Origin of the sequence: Marmoricola sp. URHB0036, from assembly GCF_000426045.1 — a bacterium.
In the GTDB taxonomy this organism is placed as follows: Bacteria; Actinomycetota; Actinomycetes; order Propionibacteriales; family Nocardioidaceae; genus Marmoricola.
This window is the reverse complement of the sequence record NZ_AUEP01000005.1, coordinates 73421-85157: the sequence shown is the minus strand read 5'-3', so window position 1 is coordinate 85157 and position 11737 is coordinate 73421. Positions and strand designations below refer to the sequence as shown.

The following is an 11737-nucleotide window of genomic DNA, read 5'->3' as shown; positions in this document are numbered from 1 at the left end:
GGTGAGCCCCTCAATGCCGATCCCCGGACCGACCTCGGGACTGGCCGACAGCTACGGCCGTGTCGCGACCGACCTGCGCGTCTCGCTCACCGACCGCTGCAACCTGCGGTGCAACTACTGCATGCCGGCGGAGGGGCTCGACTGGCTACCGACCGAGGAGACGCTGACCGACGACGAGGTCGTCCGGCTGGTCCGCATCGGGGTCGAGGATCTCGGCATCCGGGAGGTCCGCTTCACCGGTGGTGAGCCGCTCCTGCGTCGCGGTCTGGCCGGGATCGTGGAGCGCACCAAGGCGCTGAGCCCGAGCCCCGAGGTCTCGTTGACCACCAACGCACTGGGCCTCGCCCGTACGGCGCAGACCCTGGCCGACGCCGGACTCGACCGGGTCAACGTCAGTCTCGACACCATCGACCGCGAGCAGTTCCACGAGATCACCAGGCGCGACCGGCTGCACGACGTACTCGAGGGACTCGCGGCCGCGAAGAGCGCCGGCCTGACCCCGGTCAAGGTCAACGCGGTGCTGCTCCGCGGGGTCAACGACCGCCACGCGCCCGAGCTGCTCAGCTGGTGCCTCGAGCAGGGCTTCCAGCTGCGGATCATCGAGCAGATGCCGCTTGACGCCCAGCACGGGTGGTCGCGCGAGGGCATGGTCACTGCTGAGGAGATCTTCGCGCTGCTCGAGTCCGAGTTCGAGCTCACGCCCGACCCCGAACACCGGGGCAGCGCACCCGCCGAGACCTTCCTCGTCGACGGCGGACCGGCCACGGTGGGCGTGATCGCCTCGGTCACCCGTCCGTTCTGCGGCGACTGCGACCGGGTCCGGCTGACCGCCGACGGACAGGTCCGCAACTGCCTGTTCGCCCGCGAGGAGTCCGACCTGCGCCGGGCCCTGCGCAGCGACGCCACCGACGCCGAGATCGCCGACCAGTGGCGGCTCGCGATGATGACCAAGCGCCCCGGCCACGGCATCGACGACCAGACCTTCCTCCAGCCGACACGTCCGATGTCGGCCATCGGCGGCTGAGCAACTCGCTGACCGGGCACCTTTGGTTGGCGCCAGTACGCCGAGAGGGCATTTTCGGCTGACCAAAACTGCCCGCTCGGCGTCGTACGACCAACCAGAACTGGCCGGTCGGCGGGACTAGTGCGGCGCGATCTCCTTGAGGAACTGGCGGGCGGAGAGGAAGTCGGCGAGGCTCTGGCGGTGCTCGTCGCAGGCGAGCCAGACCTTGCGGCGGTCGGGGGTGTGCAGCTTGGGGTTGTTCCACCGCAGCTCGTGTACGGCGGGTGCCTGACACCCCTTGGCCGAGCAGACCTCCGTCATCCGCCGAGCTCCCGGCGACCCTGGTCGGGCGGGACCAGGTCGGCACCCTCGATCCGCGGGCTGGCGACGTTGGCCATCACGACCGCGATGTAGGGCAGGATGAAGGCGCCCACGACCAGCACCCACCGCAGCCATCCGTCGGTCACGACGGCGCCGATGAAGCAGGCGGTGCGGATCGCCATCGAGAAGACATAACGCTTCCGACGACGGTCGAGGTCGTCGTGATGACTGGTCGGCGCGGTGGTGATGCGGACCGGTGCGGTCTCATGTCGCGCCCGGCGTGATGTGGCCACCTTGCCAGCCTACGTCGGCCCTGTCCGGCCGCCGCCGGGCCCCGGCCCCGACCGGTGACCGACATGGCATTCTTGACGGGTCCAGCACCCACGACCAGCCAGCACCCAAGGAGTACGCCGATGTCCAACCGCACGTACCGCGTCACCGAGATCGTCGGCACCTCGCCGGACGGCATCGACCAGGCCATCCGCAACGCCGTCGAGCGGGCCGCCCTCACCCTGCGCCACGTGGACTGGTTCGAGATGACGCAGGTGCGCGGCCAGGTCAAGGACGGCACCGTCGAGCACTTCCAGGTCGGGCTCAAGGTCGGGTTCCGTCTCGAGGACGACTGACACCATGTCGGAGACGTCAGAGCGACCAGCGGCCCTGGTCGAGCTGAGGGTCCTCGAGGGACCGAACCTGTACTTCCCTCGGGCCGCCATCAAGCTCACCCTGGACGTGACCGCTCTGGCGCAGGCCCCCGAAGCAGAGGTACGCCGGCTCGCGGAACGCCTCGGCATCGGGTCCTTGCGCGCCGATGCGCCGATGAGCGGCTTCCGCCAGCGATCGCTCGCCCGGCTGGTGACCCGCCTGGTCAGGAAGGTGGCCGCGGAGTCCGGCACCGCCCGGCTCGGCGTACGAGTCCGGCCGACGTCGCAGCACGAGCGCATCGTCGTCGCCTACCCCTGGCGCGACCGCAACCGCGCTCGCGCGCTCGGTGAGGCGGTCGCCTCCGTGATCGACGGGCTCGGCAGCACCGACGTCGGCGTCCTGGTCGAGGAGGCTGCTCGCCACGTCGCCTCCGCCGAGCGGGGCCCCGGGCCGACCACGATCCGTCCCAGGGTCCCCGTGGTGGCCGTCACCGGCACCAACGGCAAGACCACGACCTCGCGGATGATCGCGCACATCGCGCGCGAGGCCGGCCACCACGTGGGCTGGTCCAACACCGACGGCATCTACGTCGACGGCGTCCAGGTCGAGTCGGGTGACTACTCCGGGCCATCAGGTGCCGGCCGCGTGCTGGCGCACCGGGAGGTCGACTTCGCGGTCACCGAGACCGCCCGCGGCGGCATCCTGCTCAAGGGCATCGGTCTGGTCAGCAACGACGTCTCGGTGGTGACCAACGTGACCGCCGACCACCTCGGCCAGCAGGGGATCGACACCGTCGACCAGCTGGCCGAGGTCAAGGGAGTCGTGCCGCGGATCACCAAGAAGACCGGGTGGGCCGTGCTGAACGCCGACGATCCCCGCGTCTTCGCGATGCGGCTCACCACGCCCGCACGTCCCTGGGTCTTCTCCCGCGACTCGGACTCACCGGCCCTGCGCGAGGTGCTCAACGGGCACGGACGCGCGACCACGATCATCGACGGGTGGATCACCGTCCTCGAGGGCAGCCGCGCCGACGCGCTGGTCGAGGTCGCCGACGTGCCCATGACCCTGAGCGGCCTCTCCCGCTTCAACGTCGAGAACGCGCTCGCGGCGGCCTCGGCCGCGCTGGCTGCCGGCATCGACCGCCAGTACGTCGTCGCCGGGCTCACCTCGTTCCGCCCCGACCCCGAGCACAACCCGGGCCGGATGAACCTCTTCTCGATGGGCGAGGTCACCGTGGTGATGGACCTCGCCCACAACGAGGCCGGGCTCGAGGCGATGATCGAGATCATGCGCGGGGTCCGCGCCCCGGGACGTCGGCTGCTGCTCGGTCTCGGGGCCGTCGGCGACCGGCAGGACGACCTGCTCGAGATGCTCGGTGAGATCGCGGCCCGCGACGCCGACGTCGTGGCCATCGGTCACAAGGAGAAGTACCTCCGGGGTCGCACGCAGGAGGAGCTCGAGGGTCTGCTGCGAGCCGGCGCCGAACGGGTCGGCGTGACCGACATCGAGGCCTACCCGACCGAGCTGGACTCCCTGCAGGCGCTGCTCAAGCAGGCCGAGCCGGGCGACGTGGTTGGGCTGATGTGCCACGCCGAGCGGCAGCAGGTCTACGACTGGCTCGCCGCGCAAGGGGCGATCGCGGACACCCCCGAGCAGCTGCGCGAGAAAGTACGACGTGCCGACGGACGGGCCTGACTCCGACACCGAGCTCCTCCGGCGAGGCACCGCTCACGGTCGCGTCGTCATCGGCACGCTGACCCTGGGTTCCGGGATCGCCATCCTCGACGGCACCATCGTGAACATCGCGCTGCGACGCATCGGGATCGACCTCGGGGCGTCACTCGCCCAGCTCCAATGGGTCTCCAACGGCTACCTGCTCAGCCTGGCCTCGCTCATCCTCGTCGGCGGTGCGCTCGGCGACCGCCTCGGCCGGCGGCGCGTCTACCTGACCGGCGTCGCCTGCTTCGCGGTGTGCAGCGCTCTCTGTGCCTTCGCCCAGTCACCGACGCAGCTGGTGGCGTTCCGCATCCTCCAGGGGGTCGCGGCCGCGTTGCTCACGCCGGGAGCCCTCTCGATCATCCAGTCGTCCTTCCGGCAGGAGGACCGCGCGGGGGCGATCGGCACCTGGGCCGGCATGTCCGGCATCGCGGTGGCGATCGGCCCGTTCATCGGCGGCCTGCTGATCGTCCACGCAGGATGGCGATGGGTGTTCGCCATCAACCTGCCGCTGTGCGCGCTCGTGCTCCTGCTCGGCACGCGGCTGCCCGAGTCGCGGGACGAGGACGCCCCGCGTCACTTCGACTACAGGGGCGCGCTGAGCGGGATCGTGGCGTTCGGTGTCTCGACGTACCTCCTGACGTCGTGGCCGCAGCTCTCCCCGCTCGTGATCGTCGGCGGCTGCGTCCTCGTGGTGGCCGCGGTGTGGGCCTTCATCGTCTTCGAGGAACGTCCGGGTGCGATGGCCCCGTTGTCGATGTTCCGGTCCCGCACCTTCAGCGCCGCCAACCTGATGACGCTCCTGGTCTACGGCGCCCTCGGGGCTGTCCTCTTCTTCCTGGTGCTCCAGCTCCAGGTCACGCTCGGGTACGACGCGGTGCAGGCGGGTGTCGCCACCCTGGTGCTGCCCCTGACCATGCTGCTGCTCTCCGCCCGCACCTCGATCGTCGCTGCACGCATCGGACCTCGGCTGCCGATGACGGTCGGACCGATCGTGTGCGCCGTCGGCGTGCTGCTGCTCAGCGGCTTGGACGAGGGCACGTCGTACTGGACGGGCGTCTATCCGGGCGTGCAAGTGTTCTCCCTCGGCCTCGTCATGCTGGTCTCTCCGCTCACGGTCGCCGTCCTCGCCGCGGTGCCGGGCAACCACGCCGGCGTCGCGAGCGGGGTCAACAACGCGGTGGCGCGCGCCGGCGGACTGCTCTCGGTGGCGGCGCTGCCCGCCATCGTGGGCCTGTCGGGCGAGGAGTACCGCGACCCCACGGCCCTGACGTCCGGCTACCACCAGGCGCTCCTGCTCTGCGCGGGAATGCTGGTCGTCGGCGGCGTGGTGTCCTGGTTCGGACTGCACGAGGTGGGCAGGCTGCAGGAGACTGGACGTCCACCCATCGAGGAGAGCCACAGAGCATGACCGATGACAACAGCCGACTCGCTGTCCTGATCGACGCGGACAACACCTCGCCGAAGCTGATCAAGGAGATGTTCGAGGAGCTCGCGGGCTACGGCACCCTGACGGTCAAGCGTGCGTACGGCGACTGGACCAACACCCACCTCTCCGGCTGGAAGGAACACCTCCTGGCCAACGCGATCTCCCCGCAGCAGCAGTTCGCCTACACCTCGGGCAAGAACGCGACCGACTCGGCGCTGATCATCGATGCGATGGACCTCCTCTACTCGGGCAACGTGGAGGGGTTCGCGATCGTCTCCAGCGACAGTGACTTCACGCCGCTGGCGACGCGGCTGCGCGAGTCCGGCAAGCGGGTGATCGGCGTGGGGCAGCGCAAGACGCCGAAGGCGTTCGTCGAGGCGTGCGAGAGGTTCGTGTTCCTCGAGGTGCTGCAGGGCGACAGTGCAACGCCCGGCCAGGCGACCGAACCGTCCAAGGACGACCAGCCGCGCCCGATCCAGAGCGTGCTCACCAAGGCGCTGAACAAGGTCGACTCCGACGACGACGACTGGACCTCGCTGGGCGCCCTGGGCAACCACCTGAACCGGACCGACCCGTCCTTCGACTCCCGCAACTACGGCTTCGCCAAGCTCGGTGACCTGGTCAAGGGACAGCCGTTCCTGGAGACCAAGACCGTCACCGGCGCGAGCGGTCGCGGCCAGCTCTGGGTCCGGCTCAAGCGCCGGCGCACCGGAGCCGAGACTCCCGCCGAGAAGGCCCCGGCCAAGAAGACGGCCAGGAAGACCGCCCGGAAGGCCGTCAGCGAGTCGTAGCGGTCAGGCCTCCGTCGAGGGCGGCGTGTAGTCCGGGTCGGCCACCGGGGCGTCGTCGCTGCCTGCGGTGGCACCGGCCTGGGCCATCGGCGACCAGTTCTCCAGCTCCGACATCACCAGCGGGTGCTGGTCGACGCAGACCACGAGCAGGTCGCCGCGGTTGGCGCGGCTCATCGCGTGGTGCACAGCCGCGATCTCGTCGTGGATCACCTCGAGCTGCTTGCACCGCACGCCCTTGTCCATGGCCCGGCGTACGCCCTCGGCGACCAGCGTCGCCGTCTCACCGCGCTTGCGACGGCGCAGGCTGACGTCCTCGCGCACGATCACCACGTCGAAGTGCTCCGCCGCTGCCTCGCCCAGCTCGCGCATGTCCTCGTCGCGTCGATCACCTGCCGTAGCGATGACGCCGATGCGGGACGGCTTGCCGAGCTCGCTGCCGGAGTCGAGGCTGTCGCCGATGCGGTCCACGAAGTCGCCGAGGGCCCGCATGCCGGGTGCGTTGTGGCAGTAGTCGACGATCACGTTGACCCCGTTGACCTCGATCTCGTTGAGGCGGCCGGGGGAGAGGTAGTAGTTGGTCGAGAAGGTGCGCAGTCCCTGGCGGATGTCGTGCAGCGGCGCCCCGATGGCGAACGCCGCGGCCGCGGCTGCGAGTGAGTTCTGCACGTTCATCCGCGCCCGGCCGGAGAAGGTCGCCGGCAGCAGGTGGGTGAAGGCCAGCTGCATGTCGCGGGCTCCGTGGCGTACGACGATCATCTCGCCGCGCTCGGTCGGCTGGAGCACCAGTGCCTTGCCGCCACGACGGCAGTGCGCGTCGATCATGTCGCGCTCCTCGGAGCCGGGCTCGGCCATCGAGAACCACACCACCTGGCCCGAGCAGCGTCGTCGCATCTCGCGGACCAGGGGATCGTCGGCGTTCAGCACCGCGTGGCCGTCGCGGGGGACCGCCTCGACCAGGACCGCCTTGACGTCGGCCAGCTGCTCGACGGTGTCGATGCCGCGCAGGCCGAGGTGGTCGGGCTGCACGTTGAGCACCACGGCCACGTCGTTGCGCTCGTAGCCGAGACCCTCACGCAGGATGCCGCCACGGGCCACCTCGAAGACGGCGAAGTCGACACGGGGGTTCTGGAGCACCATCCGCGCGCTGCGCGGACCGGAGGCGTCGGCCCGGATCAGCAGCCGTTCGTCGATGACCACGCCGTCGGTGGAGGTCATGCCGACCTTGCGTCCCATGCCCTTGAAGATGTGGCTGATCATCCGGCTGGTGGTGGTCTTGCCGTTGGTACCGGTGACGGCCACGATCGGGATCCGGCTCGGTGCACCGGGTGGGAAGAGCATGTCCACGACCGGCTTGGAGATGAACTGCGGCTCACCGATGGTCGGGTGGGTGTGCATCCGGAAGCCGGGCGCGGCGTTGACCTCGCAGATCGCGCCGCCGGTCTCACGGACCGGCTGGGTGATGTCGGGGCAGATGAAGTCGATGCCGGCGATGTCGAGGCCGACCATCCGGGCCGCCTCCTCGGCGATCTCGGCGTTCTCGGGGTGGGCCTCGAAGGTGCGGTCGATCGAGATGCCGCCGGTCGACATGTTGCCGGTGAGTGCGAGCTTGACCATCTCGCCCTCGGCCGGCACCGAGTCGAGCGTGTGTCCCTGGTCGGCGAGCACCTCGACGGCGGCTGCGTCGACCTTGATGCGGGTCAGGATCTTCTCGTGACCGACACCGCGTCGTGGGTCGGCGTTGGTGAGGTCGACGAGCGCCTGCACGGTGCTGCTGCCGTCACCGATGACATGGGCCGGCACCCGCTCCGCGATGGCGGCCATCTTCCCGTCGATGATCAGGCACCGGTAGTCCTTGCCGGTGATGAACGACTCGACGATCACCCAACCACGGCGCGACTGCTCCTTGGCGATCGGGAACGCATCGAGCACGTCCTGCTTGCTCTGCAGGTCCAGGCACACCCCGCGGCCGTGGTTGCCGTCCAGCGGCTTGATGACGACCGGGAAGCCGATGCGCTTGGCGACGCTGGCTGCCTGCTCCGCCGTACGCACGGAGTCCTGCTTGGGCACCGGGAGGCCGGCCGCTCCGAGCAGGCGGGTGGTGAGGTCCTTGTCGGAGGCGATGTCGACCGCGATCGAGCTGGTCTCGGAGGTCATCGTCGCCCGGATCCGCTTGGCGTGCACGCCCTGGCCGAGCTGGACGAGCGAGTGCTTGTTGAGCCGGATCCACGGGATGTCGCGCGAGACGGCTTCGTCGATGATCGCCTGCGTGGAGGGGCCGAACGCCGTGCGCTGGGCCCGGAGGATGAAGTCGTCGAGCTCCTGCTCGAAGTCGAGGTCGGGGTCGGCCTCGACGAGATGGTTCACCAGGCGTACGGCGAGCCGCCCGGCCTCGAGACCGACCTGCTCGTCGACGTACCCGTAGATGATGTTGTAGCGACCCTTCTGGCCCTTGACAGCGCGCGTCTTGCCGCGACGGATGTCGTGCCCGACGACCTGCTGGAGCGCCAGCGCGACGTGCTCCGCGACGTGGCCGAGCCAGGTGCCCTCGTTGAGCCGCTCGACGAACCCACCGCGACGACCGCGTGAGCAGGAGTGCTCGCGCAACCCCGGCAGCGCCTCGAGCAGGTGCTCGGTGAAGCCCGGGATGGTGTTGGTGGGGAAGTCCTCGAGGACCCCGAGGTCGACCACCAGGTGGATCGCCTTGTCGTAGGACCAGACATTGGCACCGCGGTAGACCCGCGTCTCGATGATCGTGAGGTCGGCGGTCGGGCGGCCTCCCGAGCTCACCGAGGTGGCGCGGGGGTCCCGGCTGTCCTGGACGCTGTCGGTCACTCCGATGCTCCTCTGCTTCGTCGGGCGATGCGGCGGCGCAGTACCGAGGGCGAGACGTCCCCGGCCGCAATGTCTCGTGCCATCTTGCGCAGATCACGGTTGGCCATGGCCAATTCGTCGGCCTCCGCGGGGTCCACCTCGCGCCTCGGCGGGACCAGGGTTCGCGAGGTCAGGTCGAACTCCGCACCCGGTGGCAGCACGTGCAGCACGACACCCGACGCCAGGATCGGACGACGTTCCCTGGCCTCGTGGGCGTTGGTGACCATGTGGCTGCCGTCGAACAGGGTGACCGATCCGCGGCCCACCACGCGCAGCATCTCGCGGTCCCCGGCGCAGGAGATGACGGCTCCGGTGTCCTCGTCGACGCCCATGCCGAGCAGCTGGGGGCTCTGGGCGACGATCATCAGCAACCGGCCGTAGCGGTTGCGCTGGGCGAAGTGCTGGTCGATGACGCAGTTCTGCACGAGTCCGAGACCGGCGGCGACCTGGGTCATCCGCTGCTTGGGGGTGGATCCACCCGGTCCGAAGGCGACCATGTGCGAGGACTGGATGCTCGCCCCGGCCGACGTACCCCCGACGACCGCACCGCGGGACCGTGCCTCGACGATGGCGTCCCCGAACGGCGTACCGGCGATGACCGTGGACAGCTTGAGCTGGTTGCCACCGGTCATGAAGATGCCGGTGGCTCCGTCGAGCTGGCGCACGACGTCGGGGGAGGAGGCCTGGCTGCGGTCCTCGGGCCGGACGCCGTACACCTCGGCCGCCCCGAGCTTGTGGAACAGCGCGGCGTAGACGTCGACGATCTCGGGGCCGAGCGAGGAGGCCGTCGGGACCACGGCGATGCGCGCGTCCGGGCCGCCCGCGCGCTTCACGAACTCGGCCAGCACGGTGCGCTTCCCGAGCTTGTCCTCGGCTCCTCCGATGACGAGCAGGTCGCCGACACCGCTCCGGGCTGGACCGTGGGCTCCCATTGGCATGACAGGAAGCCTAAGGGGTGGGAGATTGACTGACGTGAGCCCACCTTTGCCCGATTCGTCCTCGGGTGCTGCCTCGGTGCGCCGACGCCTGCTCGTGGTCATGCGCCATGGCAAGGCGGAGTCGTTCGCCCCGGAGGACCACCGCCGCCGGCTCACCGATCGGGGCATTCGTGAGGTCCAGGGTGCCGGCCAGTGGCTGGCCGAGGAGGGGCTGGTCCCGACACACGCCTTCGTGTCCTCCGCCCTGCGCACCCAGGACACCTGGGACATGCTGGTGACGACCACTGGGACCCGGGTCGACCCGGTGATCGACGACGCCATCTACACCGCCGGACCCGACAGCGCCCTGGACATCCTGCGCACCGCGCCCGAGGACGCCGAGGTGGTGCTGTACGTCGGGCACAACCCGACCGCGGCCTCGCTGGCCCACCTGCTCGACGACGGCGACGCCGACCCCGAAGCCTTTCGCGCGATGAGCGCCGGCTTCCCGACCTCGGCGATGGCCGTGCTCGACGTACAGGTGCCCTGGGCCGAGCTCGACGCCGCCAGCGCTCGGCTGGTCGGCTTCTACCCCGGGCCGGGATGACGCCGCTGACCTATCCCGAAGGCGACCACCCACACCGCCACGTAGGCGATCGCCATCACCCGGGCCACGATGTCATCGCAGCTCGCGACGGATCCCCAATCCTGACCGCTTCGCCGCGATCCGAGCCGTCATTGCCACACCAGGACCCTCGTTCGGGTGCCCGGACAGCCCTCACCAGCCAACCTCAGACAGGCGGCTCGGGAGTGGTGACGCCCTCTTCGGCGTCGGCCGCGACGACCTCCTCCCGGCTGATCCCGAGCAGGTAGAGGATCGCGTCCATGTAGGGCACGTTGACCGACGCGTGCGCCGCCTCCTGGACGACCGGCTTGGCGTTGAAGGCGATGCCGAGGCCGGCGGCGTTGAGCATGTCGAGGTCGTTGGCGCCGTCGCCGATCGCGATCGTGGCGTGCTCGGGTACGCCGCTGCGCTCGGCGAAGGTCCGGAGCGCGTCGGCCTTGGCCGCCCGGTCGACGACCGGGCCGACCACCCGACCGGTGAGCTTGCCGTCGACGATCTCGAGCTGGTTGGCCACCGAGAAGTCGATGCCGAGGTCCTCGGCGAGCCGGTCGGTGAGCTGGGAGAAGCCACCGCTGACCATCGCGAACCGGTAGCCGAGCCGCTTGAGCACGCGCACCGTCGTACGCGCGCCGGGGGCGAGGTCGAGGTCGTCGTACACCCGGTCGAGGGCGGACTCGTCGAGCCCGGCCAGCAGGGCGACCCGGTCGTGCAGGCTCTGGGTGAAGTCGATCTCCCCGCGCATCGCACTCTCGGTGACGCGGCGGACCTCGGCCTCACATCCGGCGTGGGCCGCGAGCATCTCGATGACCTCGCCCTGGATGAGCGTCGAGTCGACGTCCATCACGATGAGGCGCATGCCGCGACGCAGCAGGTTCGCGGCCTGTACGGCGATGTCCACGCCCTGCTCGGCGGCCTCGCGGGCCAGGATGTCGCGCAGCTTGTCGGGGTCGACACCTGAGACGTGCAGGTCGATCGCCGTGATCGGGTAGCGGGCCATCCGCTCGATGCGGTCGATGTTCGCCCCGGTGTCCGCGATCCGGCCGGCGATGGCCGCGACCGCGGGTGCCTTCAGCGGCGTACCCAGCACGGTGACGTGGCTGCGTCCCTCGGGGCGGGGTCGGTTGTCGCCGGATCCGCGGTCGAGCTCGAGGGTCATCCCCAGCTCGGTGGCCACCCGCTCCATCTCGGCACGCAGCGGCTTCCAGTCGCGCGGCGAGCTCACCAGGAGTCCGAGGATCAGCCGGCGGCGCAGCACGATCTGCTCGATGTCCATGACCTCGACGCCGAAGCGGGCCAGCGTGTCGAAGACCATCGAGGTGACGCCCGGCCGGTCCTTGCCGGTCAGCGTGATCAACAGGGTCCGCGGCTGCTCGCCGTCGCTCTCGTCCAGCACGGCACGAGGTTAACCGGCCTCGAGCT

11 protein-coding genes are annotated in these 11737 nt (G+C 70.0%); 6 read left to right on the top strand and 5 right to left on the bottom strand.

Annotated elements, in window-relative coordinates; genetic code table 11:
* Positions 1–13 precede the first annotated feature (13 nt).
* The gene (gene moaA / locus H976_RS0105325) at positions 14–1024 is read left to right on the top strand and encodes a GTP 3',8-cyclase MoaA (RefSeq protein WP_036224820.1); all 1011 of its coding nucleotides are present in this window, start codon (positions 14–16) and stop codon (positions 1022–1024) included.
* A gap of 117 nt (positions 1025–1141) precedes the next feature.
* Here the strand turns inward: moaA and H976_RS0105320 are convergent, their stop codons facing one another.
* Together H976_RS0105320 and H976_RS0105315 are read right to left on the bottom strand one after the other, a co-directional pair.
* On the bottom strand, positions 1142–1324 hold the full coding sequence (locus H976_RS0105320; protein ID WP_027860703.1) for a hypothetical protein: 183 nt from the start codon (positions 1322–1324) through the stop codon (positions 1142–1144).
* A complete protein-coding gene (locus H976_RS0105315) occupies positions 1321–1617 on the bottom strand; it encodes a DUF3099 domain-containing protein (RefSeq protein WP_027860702.1) in 297 nt (98 codons plus the stop codon). The genes H976_RS0105320 and H976_RS0105315 overlap by 4 nt, the downstream gene beginning before the upstream one ends.
* A 120-nt stretch (positions 1618–1737) precedes the next feature.
* Between H976_RS0105315 and H976_RS0105310 the strand changes: the two genes are divergently transcribed.
* Genes H976_RS0105310 through H976_RS24630 form a run of 4 tightly spaced genes read left to right on the top strand, consistent with a single transcriptional unit; the run spans position 1738 to position 5905 of the window.
* Complete coding sequence (locus tag H976_RS0105310) at positions 1738–1950, top strand: dodecin (RefSeq protein WP_027860701.1); 213 nt, start codon at positions 1738–1740, stop codon at positions 1948–1950.
* A 4-nt stretch (positions 1951–1954) separates the two neighbouring features.
* The gene (locus H976_RS24640; protein ID WP_036224817.1) at positions 1955–3664 is read left to right on the top strand and encodes a Mur ligase family protein; all 1710 of its coding nucleotides are present in this window, start codon (positions 1955–1957) and stop codon (positions 3662–3664) included.
* Positions 3645–5096, top strand: a complete 1452-nt coding sequence (locus H976_RS24635; protein ID WP_051276248.1) for an MFS transporter — start codon at positions 3645–3647, stop codon at positions 5094–5096. Before H976_RS24640 ends, H976_RS24635 begins: the two co-directional genes overlap by 20 nt.
* The gene (locus H976_RS24630) at positions 5093–5905 is read left to right on the top strand and encodes an NYN domain-containing protein (RefSeq protein WP_081682687.1); all 813 of its coding nucleotides are present in this window, start codon (positions 5093–5095) and stop codon (positions 5903–5905) included. Before H976_RS24635 ends, H976_RS24630 begins: the two co-directional genes overlap by 4 nt.
* A 3-nt stretch (positions 5906–5908) precedes the next feature.
* On the opposite strand, the gene cphA is transcribed toward H976_RS24630, so the two are convergent.
* Complete coding sequence (cphA, locus tag H976_RS0105290; protein ID WP_196803970.1) at positions 5909–8737, bottom strand: cyanophycin synthetase; 2829 nt, start codon at positions 8735–8737, stop codon at positions 5909–5911.
* Positions 8734–9714, bottom strand: coding sequence for a cyanophycinase (locus H976_RS0105285; protein WP_027860699.1), 981 nt, complete (start codon positions 9712–9714; stop codon positions 8734–8736). Before H976_RS0105285 ends, cphA begins: the two co-directional genes overlap by 4 nt.
* 34 nt (positions 9715–9748) lie before the next feature.
* Between H976_RS0105285 and H976_RS0105280 the strand changes: the two genes are divergently transcribed.
* Positions 9749–10300 carry a histidine phosphatase family protein gene (locus tag H976_RS0105280; RefSeq protein ID WP_196803969.1) on the top strand — a complete coding sequence of 184 codons (552 nt, stop codon included), beginning with the start codon at positions 9749–9751 and terminating at the stop codon, positions 10298–10300.
* A gap of 184 nt (positions 10301–10484) precedes the next feature.
* Here H976_RS0105280 and serB read toward each other — a convergent pair whose 3' ends face one another.
* Positions 10485–11711, bottom strand: a complete 1227-nt coding sequence (gene serB / locus H976_RS0105275; RefSeq protein ID WP_027860697.1) for a phosphoserine phosphatase SerB — start codon at positions 11709–11711, stop codon at positions 10485–10487.
* Positions 11712–11737: the final 26 nt, after the last annotated feature.